Annotated in this window: 16 protein-coding genes and 1 pseudogene; 11 read left to right on the top strand and 6 right to left on the bottom strand. The window is 64.2% G+C overall.

Annotated features, from left to right (window positions below):
* A complete protein-coding gene (locus N5I32_RS19120) occupies positions 1-1,662 on the bottom strand; it encodes a TnsB C-terminal domain-containing protein (RefSeq protein WP_261497542.1) in 1,662 nt (553 codons plus the stop codon).
* 155 nt (positions 1,663-1,817) lie between these two features.
* Here N5I32_RS19120 and N5I32_RS19115 point away from each other — a divergent pair, with 155 nt between their 5' ends.
* Positions 1,818-2,777: a hypothetical protein gene (locus N5I32_RS19115; protein ID WP_261497589.1), complete on the top strand. Its 960-nt coding sequence runs from the start codon at positions 1,818-1,820 to the stop codon at positions 2,775-2,777.
* A 78-nt stretch (positions 2,778-2,855) separates the two neighbouring features.
* Here the strand turns inward: N5I32_RS19115 and N5I32_RS19110 are convergent, their stop codons facing one another.
* Both N5I32_RS19110 and N5I32_RS19105 read right to left on the bottom strand, forming a co-directional pair.
* Positions 2,856-4,259: an ATP-binding protein gene (locus tag N5I32_RS19110; RefSeq protein ID WP_261497541.1), complete on the bottom strand. Its 1,404-nt coding sequence runs from the start codon at positions 4,257-4,259 to the stop codon at positions 2,856-2,858.
* On the bottom strand, positions 4,256-4,981 hold the full coding sequence (locus tag N5I32_RS19105) for a response regulator (RefSeq protein WP_439648225.1): 726 nt from the start codon (positions 4,979-4,981) through the stop codon (positions 4,256-4,258). The genes N5I32_RS19110 and N5I32_RS19105 overlap by 4 nt, the downstream gene beginning before the upstream one ends.
* 181 nt (positions 4,982-5,162) lie before the next feature.
* Between N5I32_RS19105 and N5I32_RS19100 the strand changes: the two genes are divergently transcribed.
* The 9 genes from N5I32_RS19100 to N5I32_RS19060 all read left to right on the top strand — a co-directional run bounded on the left by N5I32_RS19100 (position 5,163) and on the right by N5I32_RS19060 (position 16,426).
* A complete protein-coding gene (locus N5I32_RS19100) occupies positions 5,163-5,666 on the top strand; it encodes an EF-hand domain-containing protein (protein WP_261497539.1) in 504 nt (167 codons plus the stop codon).
* A gap of 208 nt (positions 5,667-5,874) precedes the next feature.
* Positions 5,875-6,261, top strand: a complete 387-nt coding sequence (locus tag N5I32_RS19095; protein ID WP_261497538.1) for a DUF302 domain-containing protein — start codon at positions 5,875-5,877, stop codon at positions 6,259-6,261.
* A 162-nt stretch (positions 6,262-6,423) separates the two neighbouring features.
* Entirely contained in the window at positions 6,424-8,748 is a 2,325-nt protein-coding gene (locus N5I32_RS19090) for a heavy metal translocating P-type ATPase (protein ID WP_261497588.1), read from the top strand.
* A 191-nt stretch (positions 8,749-8,939) separates the two neighbouring features.
* The gene (locus tag N5I32_RS19085) at positions 8,940-10,571 is read left to right on the top strand and encodes a TnsB C-terminal domain-containing protein (RefSeq protein WP_261497492.1); all 1,632 of its coding nucleotides are present in this window, start codon (positions 8,940-8,942) and stop codon (positions 10,569-10,571) included.
* The gene (locus N5I32_RS19080) at positions 10,531-11,454 is read left to right on the top strand and encodes a TniB family NTP-binding protein (protein ID WP_369414360.1); all 924 of its coding nucleotides are present in this window, start codon (positions 10,531-10,533) and stop codon (positions 11,452-11,454) included. The genes N5I32_RS19085 and N5I32_RS19080 overlap by 41 nt, the downstream gene beginning before the upstream one ends.
* Positions 11,391-12,242: a TniQ family protein gene (locus N5I32_RS19075; protein ID WP_261497490.1), complete on the top strand. Its 852-nt coding sequence runs from the start codon at positions 11,391-11,393 to the stop codon at positions 12,240-12,242. The genes N5I32_RS19080 and N5I32_RS19075 overlap by 64 nt, the downstream gene beginning before the upstream one ends.
* A 98-nt stretch (positions 12,243-12,340) precedes the next feature.
* On the top strand, positions 12,341-13,030 hold the full coding sequence (locus N5I32_RS19070) for a hypothetical protein (protein WP_261497537.1): 690 nt from the start codon (positions 12,341-12,343) through the stop codon (positions 13,028-13,030).
* Positions 13,031-13,320: 290 nt separating this feature from the next.
* The gene (locus tag N5I32_RS19065) at positions 13,321-15,090 is read left to right on the top strand and encodes a type I secretion system permease/ATPase (protein ID WP_261497536.1); all 1,770 of its coding nucleotides are present in this window, start codon (positions 13,321-13,323) and stop codon (positions 15,088-15,090) included.
* Positions 15,083-16,426, top strand: a complete 1,344-nt coding sequence (locus N5I32_RS19060; RefSeq protein WP_261497535.1) for an HlyD family type I secretion periplasmic adaptor subunit — start codon at positions 15,083-15,085, stop codon at positions 16,424-16,426. Before N5I32_RS19065 ends, N5I32_RS19060 begins: the two co-directional genes overlap by 8 nt.
* 6 nt (positions 16,427-16,432) lie before the next feature.
* On the opposite strand, the gene N5I32_RS19055 is transcribed toward N5I32_RS19060, so the two are convergent.
* Positions 16,433-17,806 (bottom strand): efflux transporter outer membrane subunit, encoded by a 1,374-nt coding sequence (locus tag N5I32_RS19055; protein ID WP_261497534.1) that lies wholly within the window; start codon positions 17,804-17,806, stop codon positions 16,433-16,435.
* A 388-nt stretch (positions 17,807-18,194) separates the two neighbouring features.
* On the opposite strand from N5I32_RS19055, the pseudogene N5I32_RS19050 reads away from it, so the two are divergent.
* A pseudogene (locus N5I32_RS19050) lies at positions 18,195-18,523 on the top strand (IS110 family transposase); the annotation flags it as partial.
* Between the two features lie 901 nt (positions 18,524-19,424).
* On the opposite strand, the gene N5I32_RS19045 reads toward N5I32_RS19050, so the two are convergent.
* Positions 19,425-20,351, bottom strand: a complete 927-nt coding sequence (locus tag N5I32_RS19045) for an electron transfer flavoprotein subunit alpha/FixB family protein (RefSeq protein WP_261497533.1) — start codon at positions 20,349-20,351, stop codon at positions 19,425-19,427.
* On the bottom strand, positions 20,351-21,112 hold the full coding sequence (locus N5I32_RS19040) for an electron transfer flavoprotein subunit beta/FixA family protein (RefSeq protein WP_261497532.1): 762 nt from the start codon (positions 21,110-21,112) through the stop codon (positions 20,351-20,353). The genes N5I32_RS19045 and N5I32_RS19040 overlap by 1 nt, the downstream gene beginning before the upstream one ends.
* Positions 21,113-21,258: the final 146 nt, after the last annotated feature.

The raw sequence follows: 21,258 nt of genomic DNA, 5'->3' as shown, positions 1-21,258 counted from the left end.
CTACCAGGTCTCCACAGGAAAGACGCGGCGGGGTCGGTCAGGTTCTGGTCCGGTATGGGTCGCCTCCGAAACCTGCCCGACATTTTGATACGCCTTCGGCGCGTCTGCGGCGTGTCGGGCCCTGGTCATTTCCCGCAGGTGAGCCTTCTTGGATTTGGCCCCGGCGACGGTCGCCGCGATTTCCCGGCGCAGAAGCGTCTTTTCCTGCGCCGGTCGTTGTTGGCTCTCTCGCGTGCGCGCTCGGTCGGCTTCATGCTGCCAAAGGGTGATTGGCATGGTCACCCCATCCCGCCGCTTTACCGGACGCCAGATCCGCGTGTCGGGATCGGCGATGTAGATCCGGCTGATGTCCCGGGGGTCGTAGCATAGATCCAGAGGTGGCAACCGGTCACGGCGGGCGACGAGAGGCCCAAGCCATTGCTCGAAGTAGTCGATGGCGAACAGGCTGACGCCTTGGGGAGAGATGCGGCGTGTTGTGCGGGGGAGAAAGTTGAGCAGGACTTGGTCAGGATCATCGATCGGCCGGTCCGTCGGTGGAAGTCGCAGCTCCCATTCGAGGCGAGGCACAGTCAGCTTGCGCGCGTTCTGGGTCTGGTTGTGATCGACGATTGCCAGGGCGATGCAACGCTCGAGGGCCGCGAAGGTCAGACTTGCCCTCTCATCGGACGAATAGTCGCCGCGATCCGCGATCGACCGTCCGGTCTTGCCAGGAAGAGAGCGAAGCACCGTGTTCACTTTTCCAAGGAGGCGCTCGACAACCCCACCTCGGTGAACTGTGCCCTTGTTCCGGGTTCGGACGGTGATCCCGAAGTCGGCGCATCCTTTCGTAAAGGTACTGCTCTGAAATTCCTTGGCGGAGTCCACGACGATCTGCTTAGGGCGGCCATGCATCACCCACGGGTGCGCGATCCCGCGTTCGGCCAGCCAGTTATCCTTGCTGCATATCGCGTGGGCAAGGCACAAGGCGACCGAGAGCCGGGACGGACGCTCGAGGGTCAGACAGAAGCCGATGATGGCACTCGTCGCCACATCGGCGGCGATGGTCAGATAAGGTCTGCCAACGAAGATGCCATGATCGTCGATCACCTCGACGAACTGGATGTCGGCCGGGGTATGATCGATCTGGACGACCTCAAGGGCGTGGGCGGCACGGATGTATCCCGGACGCGGCTTCAGGCGGTGAAGATGCTTGCCACCGGAAAGCCGCCGCCGCGCGATCTCCTCTGGGGTGAACACGCGCCGGATCCGCTTGGCCACAGTGACATAGGACGGGGGCTTGTACCCTTCGCTGTCACAGCGCGCACGGATTTCGTCGACGATGGGCGCGAGATCGGGTTGCTCTGGCTGCAGCCACATCTTTCGCAAAGTGTCGGAAATGATGGCTTCCACGCTGGCCGATATCCTCGCACGCCGCGCGCCATTCGTCCGAGGAAGAAGCGACGAGACACGGCGGTCCTCCCGATACCGGGCGAGGTGATTGTAGACCTGACGCGTCGAAAGGCGCAGTTCCACCGCTGCCCGGCTGACAGCCTCCCGCATCGGCAAGTCGCCATCGAGAACCCGGTCAAGTTCGCGAGCGATCCGAACCGCCTTCGACCAAGCCTCGTCTGAAGCGCGGTAAGCTGCCCGCTCCAAAGGCCGATCTTTGCTGAGTGCTGTCATGCCGCCGTGCCCTTCAAAACCTATTGAAGTCCATAATGAAATTGAAATCGCAAAGCAGAAACCCGCGCCACTTCCGGAGGTACCTTGCGGAAATCATGTGAAAACCACGCAGTGAAATCGTGAAGGAAAAGCGACAGTGGTTCCTGCCAGGACCGATGGATAAGGAACCTGATTATCTGCTTCCAGGCCCAAGATCTGAACCCAGCGAAACCTCAGTCGTTGCGGCATGGGCCCGGGCCGAAGCGGGTTGTGCGGCCCGCCTTGCACGAGTAGCCGGGAGACTGGGCGCGCTTGACGACCGTCTGCGACGCGGGCCATCGGGTTGGCGGCACAGATTAGCACTGATCGAGGCTGCAGAGCTAAGCTGGTTCGTTGGCGACCGGGTCAGCCCTGACCGCCTTGCACTCTGGATCGCGCTTCGTCTGTCTGGCGCTCAGGAAGACTCTGGGGCGCTGTCTCGTGTTGGATGGGCCGTTCGACGTCTCACTGGAGGGCCTGGCCCCGAAGCTGGGCTAGCCGATTTTCTCGACCGGCGGGACCCTGAGAACATAGCGGATGACGCCGAGCGTTTCACTGATCGCGCCGATGGTTGGCTCGCCTTGATGGGAGCCGCCCGACACTTTCACCCTATCACCCGGGCTTGTCTGGGCTTTCACCTTTGGAGCTTGGCAGGTCTCGGTCAGCATGGTGACCGGATGGAGGCTGCGGTCACGGCAGGCCGAGCTGCTGCAGCCGAAGGGAAGGGTGCGATTTTCGCACCAGTAGCAATGGGTGGGGCAGGGGGGCTTCGGGCCGGCGGACCTCCGGCAGAGCGGTTGATCCGCTGGCTGGACGGAATGGACAACGCATGCCTCGCAGCGATGCGGCACCTCGACGATCTCGAAATATGGTCCACTCGGGTGGAGACGGCCATGTCAGTTTTGTCTGGCCGTACGCCTCCGGCTTTGCGCGCTGCATTGACCGAATGGCCCTTGGTCTCTGCGCCGATGGCCGAGACTCTGAGCGGCGCCAGTCGTGCGGCTGTTCAGCGAAACCTGGCTTGGATGGAGGAGCACGGGCTGATCTGCGAGGTGACCGGCCAAGGGCGTTTCAGAATGTGGCGTGCAGCGGTCTAGCGGCCCGATGTGACCACAGGTTTTTCTATGGGTCGGATTCGATAGCCTGGAAATGTTCAGCGCTCTTGTGAGGTGTGATCACGCATCACCGAGTGGCAAACACACAACTGCTTCCAGTCCACCTGCAGGCACATTGCGGAGCACGACTGTCCCGCCGTGCGCCTGAATGATCGTGCGGGCGATTGCCAGGCCGAGGCCGACGCCGCCGGTTTCTCGGCTGCGAGACCCTTCCAATCTTACGAACGGCTCAAATACCGCTTCAAGCTGGTCTTCGGGCAATCCCTGGCCCTTGTCCGCGATGGTGATGACGGCCAATCCCGGCGTTCGGTCCAACTTAACCATCGCCACCCCGCCATAGCGGACAGCATTGTCGATCAGGTTCCTTAGAGCGCGGTTCAAGGCGTGCGGGCGGATGGCAATGGGCAGAGGCGACGACGGGGCAAGATTGGCCCGATCTCCTCCTACATCGTTGACCAGATCAGCGAGCAGGGCGGCAAGATCGACTTCAGCGGCGGGTTCTGCCCGCGCAACCCCGCGTGCGAATTCCAGGGTCGCCTCGACCATGGCCTGCATTTCCTCGACCAGTGCCTTCAGGCGTACGCTATCCTCGGTTTCGTCCAGCATTTCGATCCTGAGCCGCATTGCTGTAAGCGGCGAGCGCAAATCATGACTCAGGGCGGCGAGCATGTGCGTGCGCTCGTTCACGAAGCGGGTCAGTCGGGCTTTCATCCGGTTGAAGGCCTGCGTGGTCTCGCGCACCTCGGATGGCCCCGTCATCGGCAGCGGATCGGCATCAAGTCCACGGCCCAAGCGGTCGGCGCCAACAGCAAGAGCACGCATCGGGCCGACGACGCGCCGCGCAGTCCACCAGGCCACCAAAGCTACCGCGACCGCCATCAACACCACCGGCAGCAGAGCCTGCGGAGTCAATTGCAGGGCAGGGCGGTAAAACATCGTGCGCACGTTCAGCCAATCGCCCGCCGCAAGACGGATCGACAGCGTCAGTTCAATGGGGTCGGTTCGCCCCGCCATCATCGCCTCATGCATCGGGCGCATGCTGGCTGGCACTCCCTCTGGCAATGGCAAGGACGCGAGAGAAAGCGCATGAACATCGGCGCGAACTTCCCGTTCCGGCTCGCCAAGGATCTGGCGGATCTGGCGCAGAACCATGTCCGCCTCGGCGCTGTCGTGGGACGCTGCAGGCTCGGGCCCGACTTCAAACCGGACAAGCGGAGAATTTGCCGCGCGGAGTATCGACATGCGCAGATCAGTGGGGGCGCCGTCCAGAAGCAAGACAACATTCGCGGCGCGCCCTGCCGCTTCCAGCCCGAGTGCAGCGCGAACCGCCCGGTTCCGCTCGTCTGTCAGCAGCAACAGGCCTAGCCCTTGTGTGATGGCCAACGCCAAAAGCAGCATGACCAGCAACTGCCCGCCAAGAGATTGCGGGAACAGCTTGCGGAGCGTCGGGAACCGTACGCTCATGGCAGTGCACTGACATCTGCGGCAAGGCTGTAGCCACCACCCCAGACGGTTGCGATCAGCACAGGCTTGGCCGAATCGGCCTCGATCTTGCGGCGCAGGCGGCTAATCTGGTTGTCGATGGTGCGATCGAACACCTGTGAGGCGCGACCCGATGTGAGATCGAGAAGTTGTTCGCGGCTGAGCACGAAGCGCGGCCGTTCCAGAAACACCGTCAGCAGGCGGAATTCCGCAGTTGTCAGCGCGACCTCCGTGCCATTGTCGTCGGTCAGGGTCCGGCGGTCGGTATCAAGCACCCATCGGTCGAAGGCCAATCTGTGCCCGGCAAGGCTGCCACCAACGACGCCCCCACGGTCCGACCTCCGCAGGATCGCCTTGATCCGGGCCAGCAACTCACGCGGATTGAAGGGTTTGGGCAGATAGTCGTCCGCCCCGACCTCCAACCCCACGATACGGTCAGTTTCATCACCCAGGGCTGTCAGCATCAAGATCGGAATGTCGCCCTGTGCGCGCAAACGTCGGCAGACCGACAGACCATCTTCGCCCGGCATCATCACATCCAGCACGATCAGATCGAATTGACCCACCTTCATCGCCGCATCCATTGCGACGGCGTTGGCGGCTGAAGTCGCGCGCATGCCGTTCTTTTCCAAATACTTCACCAGCGCATCGCGGATATCGCGGTGGTCATCGACGATCAGAATATGCGGCGGCTGGGTCATCATCTTGTCTCCTGATGTCGACCCTAGCTGAACGCGGTGGTGCTGCGGACAGAAGATTGTCGCAAACCTCTCTCAGGACCTTGGCTTGCGACAGTTTGATACAAAACAGGTATCGTCCTGACAAACCTGTGGGACACCTCGCTCCCAGATTGGACCCATCGCAATCTGATCCAGGAGAGACAGAATGAAACGTTCGACAAAATTCGCCCTCGCAGCCGTTGCAGCCCTTGGCGTGGCCGCTGTCGCCGTACCGGTCGTCGCCCAGCAGGGCCAGGTGCAGCATGATGGCATGATGGGCGGAAGCATGGGCATGATGGGTCAGCATGGCGGGATGATGGGTGGCGCTATGGGAATGATGGCCGGCGGCCAGAGCTATGCCATGGCCACATTCGATACCAACAAAGACGGCACGCTCAGCCCCGAGGAAATGACAGCCGGGGTTCAGTCTGAACTCAAGACCTACGACACCGACGTCAACGGGACTTTGTCGCTGGAGGAATTCGAGGTGATGCATGCGGCCCACACCCGACCGATGACCGTGCGTGCCTTTCAGATGCACGACGCCGATGGAGATGCGCAGGTGACGGAGGCTGAAATGGCCGCCATGGCAGAAATGATGCAGAGCCACATGGGCGGACAGCAGGGCAACATGCAGGGCATGGGTCAAGGCATGATGGACAACAACTGACCCGCCTTTTTTCTCCCGCTAACTGGGCAAAGCCCCCGTTAGCGGGAGAAATCCCAACATAGATCAGGAGGCCATGAAGATGAACGGCTACGGTATGGGATTTGGAATGGGCTTCGGCTGGCTCTGGATGATCGTCACCCTTGTGCTGGTCGGCCTCGCGATTGCGGCGCTGGTCAAATACCTGCGCAAATAGTCGAAAGGAAACCCGATGGACTATACGATCAACCGGCTGATCACAGGTGCGGAATTTGACGTGGTCGACGCCAGAACCCGTGCTGCGCTGGCTCATAACGGCTTTGGCGTGCTGACAGAGATCGACGTCAAGGCAACGATGAAGAAGAAGCTGGACGTGGATATCCCAGCCTACCGCATTCTAGGGGCCTGCAACCCGAAGATGGCAATGGAAGCCATCAGGATGGAACCGCGCGTCGGTGCGATGTTGCCCTGCAACGTTATCCTGCGCGAGGTCGAAGACGGGGTCGAGGTGAGTGCGATTGATCCGGTGGCGTCGATGCAGGCCATCGACAATCCCGCAATGCATGCCGTCGCAGGTCAGGTGCGCGACCTACTGGCCAAACTTGTTGCGGCAATTTGATTGCACCCGCAACTGCAATCTTCGCTTGACCTTCCAATGATGGGAAGGCGCATCGTGAGTCGGTAGGCCTTTGCATCTGCCTTCGCGCGGCGCCGACCGCGATAGGAGAACGCTATGAAACCCACCGATCTGCACAGCAGCCACGCCCATCCAGACCCGGATATGCCCGAGGGCCAAGGCGTTCCAGAAAGTGGTACCGGGCTAACGTCCATCGACCCAGTCTGCGGCATGACCGTCACGCTGAAACCCGACACGCGGACCGAGGCGTTTGGCGGAAAGGACTTCCATTTCTGCTCCGGCAAGTGCCAGACGAAGTTTCAGGCCGATCCATGGTTCTATGCCTCCGGCCGGGCGGCGGGGCGTAAGAAAGTTGCCCCGGCCAATGTCCAGTACACCTGCCCGATGCACCCCGAGATCATCCGCGATGCGCCCGGCTCTTGCCCGATCTGCGGCATGGCGCTGGAGCCGGTGTTGCCCTCTGACGAGCCCAGCCATGAGTTGACCGATTTCACCCGCCGCATGTGGATTTCGGCGGCGGCAGCGGTACCGTTGATTGTGTTGACGATGGGCGAGTTCGTGGCTCTGCCGGTGCGCAACTGGATTGGGCACCAGGTGGCAAGTTACCTGGAGTTCGCGCTGGCAACTCCGATCATCCTTTGGGCGGCACTTCCCTTCTTCAAACGCGGCTGGGATTCGCTGGTGAACCGGTCGCCCAACATGTGGACGCTGATCAGTCTTGGAGTGGCGGCGGCCTACCTTTACTCGCTGGTCGCGACATTCCTGCCTGGCGTGTTCCCCGAAGTCTACCGGATGGGTCACGGCGTTGGCACCTACTATGAAGCTGCGGTGGTGATTGTGGCTTTGGTCTTTGTTGGCCAGGTCTTGGAACTGCGCGCACGCGAACGCACCGGCGATGCAATCCGCGCGCTTCTCGACCTCGCGCCAAAGACCGCGCGGCGCATTTTGCCGGACGGCACCGAATATGATGCGCCTTTGGAGAACATCATGGAGGGCGACCGGCTGCGTGTGCGCCCCGGAGACGCTGTGCCAGTCGACGGCGTGGTGATCGAGGGTCATTCATCTTTGGACGAAAGCATGCTGACCGGCGAGTCGATGCCGGTCGAAAAAGGGCCGGGAGATGCGGTGACCGGGGCCACGATCAACAAGAACGGAAGTCTTGTTATCGAGGCAGGCAAGGTCGGCGCAGACACCGTTCTGGCTCAGATCGTGGCCATGGTGTCGAACGCGCGCCAATCGCGCGCACCAATCCAAGGACTGGCGGATCGGGTGTCCGCAATCTTTGTTCCGACCGTGGTTGGGATCGCACTACTGGCCTTCGCGGCTTGGATGATCTTTGGCCCCGAGCCAGCCCTGGTCTTTGCCATCGCCTCGGCGGTTTCGGTGCTGATCATCGCATGTCCCTGCGCGTTGGGTCTTGCTACCCCGATCTCGATCACAACAGCGGCCGGACGCGGCGCGCAGGCGGGCGTGCTGATCAAAGACGCTGAGGCGCTGGAGCGGATGGCAGGGGTTGATACGCTGATCGTCGACAAGACGGGCACGCTGACCATGGGCAAGCCCAAGCTCACCGATACGGTGACGCTGGGGGACGTGGTAGTTGCCGACCTGTTGTCCCTTGCTGCGGCGCTGGAACGTGGGTCGGAACACCCGCTGGCCGAAGCCATTGTCGAGGGGGCCGACGCGCAGGGCGCGTCCCGGCAAGAGGCTACGGGATTCGAGGCGGTCACCGGCAAGGGTGTGCGTGGCAAGGTCACAGGCCGCGCGGTTGCGCTTGGAAACGCGGCCATGATGCAGGAAATGGGCCTGGACACCGCGCGCGCGGAGGCACAGGCGGACACTTTGCGCGCCGAAGGCAAGACCGCGATGTTCATCGCTGTCGACGGTGTGCTCGCAGGCATCGTCGCCGTCGCAGATCCGATCAAGGAGTCGACCGCACAAGCGATTAAGGAACTTCATGCTCAGGGGCTGCGCGTCATCATGGCAACCGGCGACAACGAACGCACGGCGCAAGCGGTCGCGGGCAAGCTCGGCATAGATGAGGTGCGCGCGGGAGTGTTGCCTGACGCTAAGAAAGACCTGATCGATCAGTTGCGCCGTGAAGGTCACAAGATCGCCATGGCCGGCGACGGCGTCAATGACGCGCCTGCGCTGGCGGCTGCTGATGTTGGCATTGCCATGGGTACCGGGGCTGACGTCGCGATGGAAAGCGCGGGCATCACTCTTTTGGGTGGCGACCTGATGGGCATCGTCCGCGCGCGCAAGCTGGCACGCGCAACCTTGCGCAACATCAAACAGAACCTATTCTTTGCATTTGCTTACAATGTGCTTGGCGTACCGGTCGCGGCTGGCCTGCTTTACCCGGTCACGGGCATGTTGCTGTCACCCATGATCGCTGCCGCCGCGATGAGCCTGTCATCGGTCTCGGTGATCACCAATGCCTTGCGGTTGCGCCGGGTCGATCTGTAAGCAGCATTGCAGCGATTGCCGATATGGAACCGAACGATTTGCTGTCGCGTTGCCCTTAAAGGCGAGATGACAAACCCAACAAAATCAATGGCGATGCTTTGCTGTTAAATGTGAGATTTTGCCTTTAACTCCGACATTCTTGCCCCTAAAGCTGAGACAACGTTCAAGCGGGCAAGCAGCGGTCGGAGAAGATGGAGGACGGGGATCCTGGCGAAGCGGTTGGCGCCGAAACCCATCGCAGGGCCACGGTCCTGCGCCCGCTCGTGGAAGCCTATCTTGCGGGCGCCGGCAGTCTGGAAAGTGGTGTTCGGGATGCTGTCTGGGAGCTCGGCGTCAGCCGGGCGACGGTGTGGCGCTGGATCAGGCGGCTGGCAGAGGATGGTGGGCGGACCAGCGCGCTGGCCGCACGAAAGCGCGGTCGGCGCTCGGGCACGACGGTTATCTCCGGCGATGTCGAGGCGCTCATCGAAGGCCATCTGCGCCGGTACTATTTGCGGCGGGAGCGAGCCAGCCTGGCGCGCGTAGTCAAGGAGATCGGCATCGCTTGTCGTGAACGTGGCCTTCAGTCGCCAACGCGCCGGACGGTGCAGCGGCGACTGGACGCGCTGGACGAACGCGAACTCATGAGGGCAAGGGAGGGCGCAAAGGCGGCGCGCCAGAGGTTTGGCCCGGTGCCCGGCAGGAAGAAGGTGGGCCTTCCCCTCGATGTCGTGCAGGTCGACCACACGCTGGCTGACATCATTCTTGTCGACAGTTTCGAGCGCAAACCCATCGGCCGACCCTGGGTGACGCTCACGATCGACATCGCCACGCGGATGGTGACCGGATACTACGTTAGCCTTGAGGCGCCGTCTCGCCTCTCGGTGGCGCTTTGTCTGACCCGGGCCGTCGCGCCGAAGGCGGCGCTTCTGGCCGATCTGGGCAGTAGTGCACCCTGGCCCGCACAGGGCCGGCCGCGCAGCATTCACGTCGACAACGGCAGCGATTTCCGGTCGAACACCTTCCAAGGGGCCTGTGCCGAATGGGGGATCGATCTCACGTACCGGCCCCTGGCGCGCCCGCACTTCGGCGGTCACATCGAGCGGCTGATCGGCACGATGATGGGGGCCGTGCACCTGCTGCCTGGAACGACCGAGTCCTCCATTGCCGCCAAGGGCAGCTATGATGCCGAAGCCAAGGCCGCGATGAGTCTGAGTGAGTTTGACAGCTGGTTCGTTCTGGAAATCTGTCGCTACAACAACAGCGTTCACTCGAGCCTTGGCTGCACGCCCGTCGCCAAATGGGAGGCGCTGGCCGCGGAAATGTCGAGCGACATTCCCTTCGACATGGAGGCGTTCCGGGTGAGCTTCCTGCCAAGCGAGAAGCGCCAGATTCGGCGGGATGGCATTCATCTGTTCGACATCCGCTACTGGTCGGATGCCCTGGCGGGGCGGGCTGCCCGAAAGGACGGGAAGGTGGTCGTGCGCTACGATCCGCGTGACATCTCCGCGATCTGGGTCGAGCTCGACGGCGGACGGTGCGTGGAGGCGCGCTACCGAAACCTGGAAATCCCGCCGGTGTCGTTGTGGGAGTATCGCGAGGCCATGAGGATGGCGCGGACCTTAGGCAAGACGGGGTCTAATGAGCTGGTCCTGGCAGAGTTGATCCGACAGCAACGGCAGATCGAGGGGGAAAGCCGGATCCTGACCAAGGCCGAACGCCGATCCCGCGAAAGACGCAGTGCGTCGAAAGGGCCAACCCCAGCAGATTTCTCGTCCGAGGGGCTGCGCCCGGTCGACACCGGTGATACGTCGCGCCCGTTGTTCAAGGTGGAGCGATGGTAACGTGAGGGCAGGGGGAACTGGGCAAGACGGTCGTATCGCCCTCATTCAATCGGACATCTGGATCGGCTTTCCCCGCGCAGAGCGGGTGCTGGACAGGTTGCAGAGCCTGATCGACGCGCCGCGGCAAACCCGGATGCCAGGCCTTCTCGTCCATGGTGCTTCGGGCATCGGCAAGACGATGATCGCCCGGAACCTCTCGCGCAGATACGCGCCGGAATATGACCCGGCCGTGGGCATAACCCACACCCCACTGCTCTTGCTGCAGGCGCCGCCCGCTCCTGACGAACGGCGGTTCTATCTGCATATCCTCGCGGCGGTCGGCGCGCCGGCAACGACGCTGGGCGTCCGCGCACAGAGCGTTGCCGCCCTCGAAGTCCGAGTGATTGCCCTGCTGCGTGATCTCGGGCTTCGCATGATCATGATCGACGAGGTCCACAACCTGTTGGCCGGAACCCACCGCGAGCAGCGCCGCTTCCTCAATGTCCTGCGCTATCTCAGCAACGAACTCGAGGCGTCTCTGGTCTGCTTCGGGGTCAGCGAAGCAGTGGATGCAATCCGTTGCGACGTGCAGCTTGCCCGGCGGCTGGACGAGCACCACCTGCCGAACTGGCGCGATGACGCCGAGTTCTCGGACATGATCCAGACCCTTATCGCGGCGATGCCGCTAGGGAAGAAATCCAATCTGAAGGTTAAATCGCTCAAGCAGATCCTTGCACTGACCGGCGGGGTGACCTCGCGGATCTTCGCTCTGGTCAAAGATCTGTCTATCGATGCCATTCTCTCCGGCGAGGAATGCATCACCGATGACGCAATCACGAAGTGGACCCCGGTCTGGTCGCGCCACGCAACCGCTCAGCGGCGGCTCGAGCAGTCGGGAGCGTAACGCTGCGCCCGCTCCCGAAGACCGTCGCGCCACTCCGGGATGAGCTCCTCTCCGGTTGGCTGGCGCGGCTGGCGGCCAGTAATTATTGTGAAATCAGCGAACTTCTGGCGCATGTCGGTCTGGACAGCCGACATGCCGACACGCTTAACTTCGAACTCAACGCCGAAGCCGCTGGACGGATCGCCGCGGCGGCGCGCGTCTCTCCCGCGCTTGTCCAGTCGCTGATCTTTCCGGCACTGCCCCAGAACGAAGCGCTACTGACGGCGCAGGTTCCGTTCCAGCGTTGTCCCAGGTGCTCACGACTTGGCCTCGCGCTGAAGCATTGGCGGCGGGCTTGGGCATTCGACTGCCAGAAGTGCGGAGAGAGGCTCCTTCCGATCCTTGGTAGATCCGAAGTCGAGGTCCAGCCAGAAAAGTTGCTGCGTCGTGCCCGGAGCGGGGCAGGGCTGCTCGAGCAAGCAGCCACGTCCAGCGGCAGCGTCGATCTCCGTCGCGCGATGCGGGCCGCCCGTTTTGCAATGGGTCTCAAGAAGGTCCGCGGGGATCCGGCCTTCGCACTTCAGGGCCCCAGACCGGACGTGAGACTGTTCTGCCTCGCTGCGATCGCCGTGGCCCGGAAGCGCCCGCTGGTTAAGGCGGTGATGTTCAGCGCCGGCATCGACGGTTTTGCAAGGGTTGCGTTGCTGGCGGCATTCGAAAAGGAACCGCGCCTGTTAGTCGCCGTTGATCGGATCGTGGAACGCACCCGACAACGGACCTCCCCACTGGCAGCAGAATCTCACAATTAAGGGCAAGAAATGTCGCCCAACGCACCGCGTCTCATATTTAACGGCAACGCGACACCGAACTCGGCTTCCACTACGACCTGATCATCGTCGGCGGCAGCATGATCACGATGAACCTGATCCAGCAGATCAGCGTGCTGCTCGACAGCGATGCCATCACCGGCTCGCTCGGGGCGGAGGACTGGCTCGGCGGCGGCGACAACTATCTGCAGAACAGCGCCGCGATCTCGACCACCGGCATCGACAGCATCACCGCGATGACCGATACCTTCCGCGCAGCGGGCGAGGCGCTGGCCCATGGCGCTGCCTCGATCACGGCGCAGCTTGCCGCCGATCCGCTGTTCACCGGCACGGAAGTGCTGTCGGTACTCTACATCACCGGCGACCTGATCGAGATGAACGTGATCGACCAGCGCAGCTATGTCGGCGATGCCGACCAGGTCCATCTCGCGCTGGAGGATTTCGTCGCCGGCGTCGGCGACGAGGTCACCGTCACCACCGGGTCGAACGCGCTTCTGAATGACGCGCGGATCACCGACATGGGGATCGATTCGACCGTGCTCGCGGGCGGCGAGGTCTACAGCGACGCGCTGATCTACCAGGCGGGACTGATCGACAGCGACGCGGTGCCCGACGGCGTCACGCTCGCCGCGCTCACCAGCGAGGCGGTCGCGGCCTTTCTCGCCAGCGACATGATCGACCCGCCAGCCCCCCATGAGGAGGGCGGACATCTGCCGCCGGTCGCCGGCGAAGGTGGCAGTCTCGATGTCATGCAATCGGTTCTGGCGTGACCGGCCCAAGCAATCTGGAGTGTTTCTTGAAGGATCACATCGATGAACAGGATCTTCCCGGCGCGAACCCGAGGGTGCCGGTCTTTTCGACAAGGCGTAGCGCGCCGCCCGGGACATTGGACCGCCTGATACTGGGGCCGGAGATGCGGACGGCGACACCAGTTGCAGAGGCACGCGCGCCCGACCGGCCGGCGGGCGTCGGCGCGACGGTCGAAGGTTCGACCGGCCCGATCCCACGCCGACCTGACCGCGTGCCCGGCAAGGCGGATGGTGGCGGGAGCGGTCGGGGTATGATCTTCCACCGCCGGACGGGGCCCGAGGATTTCGGCGCCAGCATGAAGAAGGGGATCGCCGCCGTCAGGCGCAACCTCGGCTTCGTCTTCGTCCTGACCTGCGCGACCAACCTGCTGATCCTGTCGATCCCGATCTATCTGTTCCAGATCTCCGACCGGGTGCTGACCAGCCGTTCGATCGACACGCTGATCATGCTTACCATCGTGATCGTCGGTGCGGTCGTGCTGCAGGCGATTCTCGACGCGGTGCGGCGCTTCATGCTGATGCGGACTGCGGTCGAGGTCGCGGCCCGGCTCGGCGCACCGATCCTCAGTGCGGCCGCGCATGCCTCGCTCAGCGGGTTGGGGCGCGAATACCAGACGCTCGGCGATCTTCAGCAACTGCGCGGCTTCCTTGTCTCGGGCACGCTGCTGTCGTTTCTCGACGTGCCCTTCGCGCCGCTCTTCATGCTGGCGATCTATCTCGTCCACCCCGATCTCGGCCTGATCGTGATGGCGACGGCGCTCGTGCTGTTCGTGATCGCGGTCGTCAACCAGCGGGTGACTTCCGGGCCGTTCGGCGTGGCGACTGCGGCGCAGTCGCGCGCCAACCTCCATCTCGATTCGATGTCGCGCAACAGCCAGGTGATCAACGCGATGGCGATGATCCCCGAGGCGGTGTCGATCTGGGGCCGCGATACCGCCGCCTCGCTTACCGCGCAGGTGCGGGCGCAGGACCGCAACATCATCGCGGCCGCGGTGTCGCGGGCGGTGCGCCTCCTGACCCAGGTCGGACTCCTCGGCTGGGGCGCCTATCTGGCGCTTGATGGCGAGCTGACCGGCGGCATGGTGATCGCCGCCTCGATCATCGCCGGCCGGGCGCTGGCCCCGATCGAGGGCGCGATCGAGGGCTGGCACACCTTCCTGCTGACCCGCGCCGCCTATGATCGCATCCACCGCCTGCTCACCACGTCGAAGTATCAGTTCGAGCGGCTGCGCCTGCCGCGCCCCGAGGGGCGGCTCGACGTCGAGCGGCTGCTCTATGTGCCGGGCGGCACCAAGCAGGTCGTGCTGAACGGGCTGAGTTTCTCGCTCGATCCCGGTGATGCGCTGGCGGTGATCGGCAACTCCGGCGCCGGCAAGACGACGCTCGGCAAGATGCTGGTGGGCTCGATCCTGCCGACCTCGGGCAATGTCCGGCTAGACCTGATGGATCTCAGGAACTGGGATCCCCGCCAGATGGGCGAGAACATCGGCTACCTGCCGCAGGACGTGCAGCTCTTCCCCGGCACGATCAAGCAGAACATCGCCAGGATGCGCGAGGATGCGACCGACGACCAGATTCACCGTGCCGCAGTGCTGGCCGATGTCCACGACATGATCGCGCAGCTGCCGCAGGGCTACGAGACGATGGTGGCGGCCGATGGCGCGCCACTGTCGGGCGGGCAGAAGCAGCGCATCGCCCTTGCCCGCGCCTTCTTCGGCGAGCCGCGTTTTCTCGTGCTGGACGAGCCGAACTCGAACCTCGACGTGGCGGGCGACAGGGCGCTGGCCAAGGCGATCGAACATGCCCGCGCCAATGGCATGACCACGGTGATCATCACCCAGAAGCCGGCGCTCCTGAACGTGGTCGACAAGATCATGCTGATCGCCAATGGCGGTATCGCGCTGTTCGGCAAGCGCGATGCGGTGCTGACCAAGCTGCAGGCCGACCGGTCGCCCCCCGGCGGCCAGGTCGCCGCCGAGGCGCAGGCGGCGGTGCAGACGCAGGGAGGCAAGGATGGCTGACGTGGCACGCATTCCAGACGCCGCCGAGTGGTATGCCGATGTGCCGCGCTCGATCAGGGGTCAGGTGGCGTTCGGATTCCTGCTGTTGTCCGTCGCGTTGGGTGGCTTCGGCTTCTGGGCCTTCCGCGCGCCGCTCGCCGCTGCGGTCATCTCACAGGGCAGTTTCGTGGCGACTGGCCAGAACAAGATCGTCCAGCACCTGGAAGGCGGGATCATTCACGAAATCCTCGTCCGCGAGGGCGATCCGGTGGTCGCCGGAGAGCCGATCCTGCGGCTGGACGAAACGCTGGCCCTGGCCAACAAGCGCGAGCTATTCCTGCGGCAGGTCCGCCTCGTGGCGACCGAGGCGCGGCTTCTCGCCCAGCACCGCGAGCTTCGGGTGCTGACGATGCCCGCGGAAATCGCGGCCTACGATGACGATCCCGAAGTGAAGACCATCGTCGACGGCCAGCGGCTTTCGTTCTCGGTGGCGGTGTCCGGCCTTGCCAACGACCTCATGCTGATCGAGCGCAACATCGACGCGCTCAATGCCCGCCAGCGCGGGATAGAACAGCAGATCGTCACCTTCGACGGCCAGTTGCAGCTCTTTGACGAAGAGTTGAAGGCGAAGGACGGTCTGCTTGAGGCCGGGCTCACTAAGCGCGACACGGTGACTGCACTCAAGCGGATGCGGCTTGACGCGCTTGGCCAGCTGGCGCGGCTCGCCGCAGAGGGGGCCGAGCTGGACGAAATGCGGGCAAAGTTCCACACTCAGCTTGAGAAGACACGCGACGAGTATAGCCGCGCCGCGCTGACCGAACTCGAGGCGGTGCAGGCTGAACTGGAAAGTGTGCGCGAACAGATGCGCAAGGCCGAGAACGTGCTGGCGCGGACCGAGGTGCTGGCGCCCGTCTCGGGCGCGGTGGTGCGGCTCTACTACCACACCGCGGGCGGCGTCATCGAGACCGGCCTGCCGATCGCCGAGATCCTGCCCGACGATGCACCGCTGATCATCGAGACGGTAGTGCCGCGCGGCGACATCGACAGCGTCAAGGTGGGCCAGACGGCGACCGTGAGGCTCGTCGCACTCAACCAGCGCACCACGCCGATCCTCAACGGCAGGGTCGAATACATCTCGGCCGACGCGGTCGCACAAGCCACCGAAAAGCCCGCCGCGCGCGAGGTCTATGTCGTCCGCGTGTCGCTCTCGAACGAGGAACTGGCGCGTGTTCTGCGCTTCGTGCCGAAGCCCGGGATGCCGGTCGAGATCATGATCAAGACCGAGGATCGCACCTTCGCCCAGTACATCGCCAGGCCGATCGTCGACAGTATGGCGCGCGCCTTCCGCGAGCAGTAGCCGGGGTCACTCCTGCGGGAGGTCGGCAAGAGGCGCCCCGTACGACCAACCGCGCCCCGTCGCGACCTGCAGCTGGATCCAGCTCTTGCTCAGTTCGCGCAGGCTGGCGGCGAGTGCGAGGCGGTTGTCGAGTGACCGGCGTTCGGCGTCGAGCACGTCGGTCAGCACCGTCTCGCCGCCTTCGTAGGCCTGCGTCGTCAGGTCGCGTACTTCGTCGTTGGCCTCGGTTGCCGCCCGCTGCGCAGCGACCTGGCGGCGCCAGTACCGCGTGGCGGAAGCCGCCACCTGGACTTCCTCGACCGCGCCCAGCACCGCCCCGCGCCAGACCAGTTCCGCCTCGGACGCCCGCGCCACGGCCTCGTCGCGCCGCGCGGTCAGCACACCCCGGTTCAGGACCGGCAGCCGCAGCGTCGGTCCGAAGAACCAGTCGTCGTCGTCGCCTGCGCCGACCGAACCCGACAGTGTCAGCGAGGGATGGAGATCGGCCTCGGCGACGCCGATCGCCGCCGTCGCGGCCACCAGATCCTGCTCGGCCGCCCGGATGTCGGGGCGGTTGCGCAAGAGGTCGGCCGGTGTGCCGGTGGCCGAGCCCCGCTTCGGCGTGGGCTGCCCGGCACCCTGCGTCATCCGATCAAGGATCGGTGCCGCCGGTTCGGCCAGCAGCGTGGCGATGCGGAAGACGCTGGCCTCGAAGTTGGATTGCAGCGTCGGCAGGGCGGCCTCGGCACTGCGCAGCAACGCCCGCGCCTGCGCCTCGTCGAGCGCGGTCGCGCTTCCGGCCTCGATCTGGCGGGTCACGAGATCGAGCGCGGCGCGGCGGGATTCGATCGCCTTTCGGGTGATCCAGGCGGCGTTCTGGAAATAGCGGGCATCGACATAGGCATCTGCCAGATCGGCGAGATAGGCGAGCCGGACCGTGCCCGCATCGAAACCGGCGGCGGCAAGGCCTGCGGTCGCCACCTCGCGCCCGCGGCGGGCACCGCCGGCAAGGTCGAACACGAAGGCCGCATCGGCCGCCCCACTGCTCACGTCGTCGGCATTACCGTCGCCGTCACCCTCGCGACCGGCCTGCGCGGTCAGGTCGCCGCGGATCTGCGATGGCATGCCGGTACGACGCAGCGCGGCCTCGGCTTGGCGGATGCGGGACTGCGCCGTGCGGATGTCAAGATTCTGCGACAGGCCGCGGTCGGCGAGTTCGTCAAGGAGCGGATCGCCGAGCCCGCCCCACCAACGTTCAGTCGCGGCCTCGGTCAGCGCGGCATTGCTGCCATTGACGAACTGCGTCGGCAGCGGCATCTCCGGGCGGACATAGTCCGGCCCGACCGCTGCACAGGAAGCGAGCATCACGGCGGGCACCGCAATGGTGAATGTCCGTTTCATCACCTGCCTCGATCCTTGGTTGTTTTTCTGTGATTTCTAGCAGCCTCGCTCGTCTGTGATGCGAGAAACGGCGGGGGTAGGATCGTTCGGAAGTGGATTGATGCAATCGGGCAACAATCCTGCGCGCAGGGCGACGCCAGATTTGGCCCGTCGCCGAGGGGGCACAGCACGATCCAGATCGAGTGCGCTCGCAGGTTCTTTGCGGAAAATCAGTCAGAGGCTCACGCAGGATCCCGTAGAATACGATGGGTCACCGACTACGGCTTTGATGATGTGACCGCCCCCCGACGGTATCGATGTGCCAAGGTGATGGGGTGGGCCTCCCTCCCTGACGGCATCGCATTGTGCCAAACTTTGGCGGTAGAGGCTCAAGGAAACGGAAGGAGGCATCCATGTCTTCCATCTCCACGGTGCGGCGTCCGATGGCTCTGTTGTTTTTCGCAAGAAGCTGACCCGGCCTCAGTTCCAACGCTTCATGGCGTCTTAGCCAACGTATGTCGTGGCCAGGGAGGCATGGGGTGCTGCCCATCACCGGGCTCGGAAGATGAAGCTGCAGGGCCATGACTCGCGCTGATCGCGCCTGGCTATGTCAGGCCATTCGTGAAGCGCCAAAAAAACGACATGGCCGACGCGGAAGCGATCGTCGAGGCTGCGCTGCGCCCGACCATGCGGTTCTTGGAGGTAAAGGACGAAGCTGCTCAAGCCCGCTGCATGCTGAACGCATGGCTGACCCAGCTGCTGGCCAGGAACCAAAGATGCTCGTGGCGATCGCGCTGGCAAACAAGATGGCTCGGGGCCTCTGGGCGATGATGACAAGAAACGAGGAATACCGGAGTTCGCCGATCCGCACCGCCTGAGAGAGCGGGCACCGGCGGACCATCAGGATGTGAGAAGGGCAAGGACCAGCATGGGCAAATGATCGGACAGATCCAGGCCAGAAGAACCAGGCAGACCCACGGGGCACACAAGCCCGCCAAGGTGATCTGGTTCTGGTCCGCGCATCACCATACCGGCCCGCGGCATGGGAATGGCCGCAACGAGAGGCCTGACGCATGACCGCACCCGACCACAGGCTCGAATGGTCCAAACGCTCCTTGCACACGGGAGGCATCCACACATGGCGCGCATCGTCTGGGCCCTGATGGCCCGGGGCGGCGTCTACCAGTCTCCGGCCACGGCGGCATAAGCCGACCGTCGGTCGCGAGGACGTCGGAGCGGAAGAGGACAAGGAGCGGTTTGGCGCAATAATCTTGAGAAAGATCGGGAGAACCATTGTGCAACAGAGTGCCTTCGAGCACGCGACTTTGATCTGGACCCGACCTTCGAACACCATACGGGCCTGCGACATGCGTGACGCCGCATCATGAGGCCGGACACATGTCGGCCCCGATGACGCACCAAGATGAGCTCCGAAAATACCTGTTGCGCAAGGGGCGGTTATGCATGTGCAGGCGACGTTCCGGCCGAGGTCGCGCGGCTTTGGTCGGCGAGCCGGGGCCGGGATGGATGCCGGATCGTGGCCATGCAGCCGAGGGGTCCTGCGAATGAAAAATGGCGCCGGGTGCAGAATGCAGTCCGGCGCCAGTCAGTCCGCCGCAGGGAGTGCAGTCGGACAGGGTCAGAGTTTTTCGATCATTTCCGGCACTGCGGAGAAGAGGTCGGCGACGAGGCCGTAGTCTGCGACCTGGAAGATCGGGGCCTCTTCGTCCTTGTTGATGGCGACGATGACCTTGGAGTCCTTCATCCCGGCGAGATGCTGGATCGCGCCCGAGATGCCGACGGCGACGTAAAGCTCGGGCGCCACGACCTTGCCGGTTTGGCCGACCTGCCAGTCGTTCGGCGCGTAGCCACTGTCCACCGCCGCGCGGGACGCACCCACGGCGGCGTTCAGCTTGTCGGCCAGCTTCTCGATCAGCGCGAAGTCGGCCTGCGAGCCGACCCCACGGCCGCCCGAGACCACGATCCCGGCCGAGGTCAGCTCGGGCCGGTCGGAGGAGGCGACCCTGTCCTCGACCCAGGAGGACAGGCTGCCGTCGACGGAGGCCGAAACCGTCTCGACCGGGGCCGCGCCGCCCTCGCCGGCGGCGTCGAAGGTCGCGGTGCGGATCGTCAGCACCTTCTTCGCGTCCGAGGTCTTCACCGTCTGGATCGCGTTGCCGGCATAGATCGGCCGGTCGAAGGTCGTCGCGTCATGCACCGCGAGGACTTCCGAGATCACCATCACGTCCAGAAGCGCCGCCACGCGGGGCAGCACCGACTTCGACAGCGCGCCCGAGGCGGCCACGATATGCTCGTAGTCGCCGGCCAGCGAGACGACCAGCGCGGCGGTGGGTTCCGACAGGCCATGCGCATAGGCCGCATCCTCGGCCAGCAGCACCTTGGCCACGCCCGAGAGCGTCGCCGCTTCGGCCGCCGCCGCAGCAGCATCCGGACCGGCGACCAGCACCGTCACCGGGCCGAGCGATTTCACCGCGGTCAGCGCCTTGGCGACCTGATCGGTGGCAAGCGCGCCAGCCACGACATCGGCAAGAAGAAGAACGGCCATCAGAGCACCCCCGCTTCGTCTTTCAGTTTCGCGATGAGCTCGTCCACCGACCCCACCTTCACCCCCGCCTTGCGGCCCGCCGGCTCCACGGTCTTCACGACCGAGAGACGAGGGCTCACGTCGACGCCGTAGTCGGCCGGGGTCCTGGTCGCCAAGGGCTTGGCCTTGGCCTTCATGATGTTCGGGAGGCTCGCATAGCGCGGCTCGTTCAGGCGCAGGTCGACGGTGATGATCGTCGGCATCCTGACGGTGATCGTCTGCAGCCCGCCGTCGACCTCGCGGGTGACTTTCGCATGGTCGCCCTCGATGGCGACCTCCGAGGCGAAGGTGCCCTGCGACCAGCCCAGCAGCGCCGCCAGCATCTGCCCGGTCGCGTTCATGTCGTTGTCGATCGCCTGCTTGCCGCACAGGACGAGGCCCGGAGCTTCTTCCCTGACGACCGCGGCCAGCAGCTTGGCCACCGCCAGCGGCTCGATGTCGGTGTGCACGTCCGAGGCCGCCTCGATCAGGATCGCCCGGTCCGCGCCCATCGCCAGCGCGTTGCGCAGCGTCTCCTGCGCCTGCTTGACGCCGATCGAGACCACGACGACCTCGGTCGCCACGCCCTTCTCCTTCAGCCGGATCGCCTCTTCCACCGCGATCTCGTCGAAAGGGTTCATCGACATCTTCACGTTCGCCAGGTCAACTCCAGACCCGTCCGCCTTCACCCGAACCTTCACGTTGTAGTCGATCACCCGCTTGACCGGGACCAGCACCTTCATGAAACGATCTCCCTGACTTTGAACCTTTCGGGCACGGCCGTGGCTGCGCCGTTGCGACCATGCCACCTGCGCGAGCTTGGCCGGGTCTGTGCAGTGCCACAGCCGGCAATGTTGCACTTGACACAATCTGCGTTGAGAGGCCGCAT

Origin of the sequence: Albidovulum sediminis (genome assembly GCF_025380365.1) — a bacterium.
GTDB lineage: Bacteria > Pseudomonadota > Alphaproteobacteria > Rhodobacterales > Rhodobacteraceae > Albidovulum > Albidovulum sediminis.
This window is presented reverse-complemented; position numbering and strand designations above follow the sequence as displayed.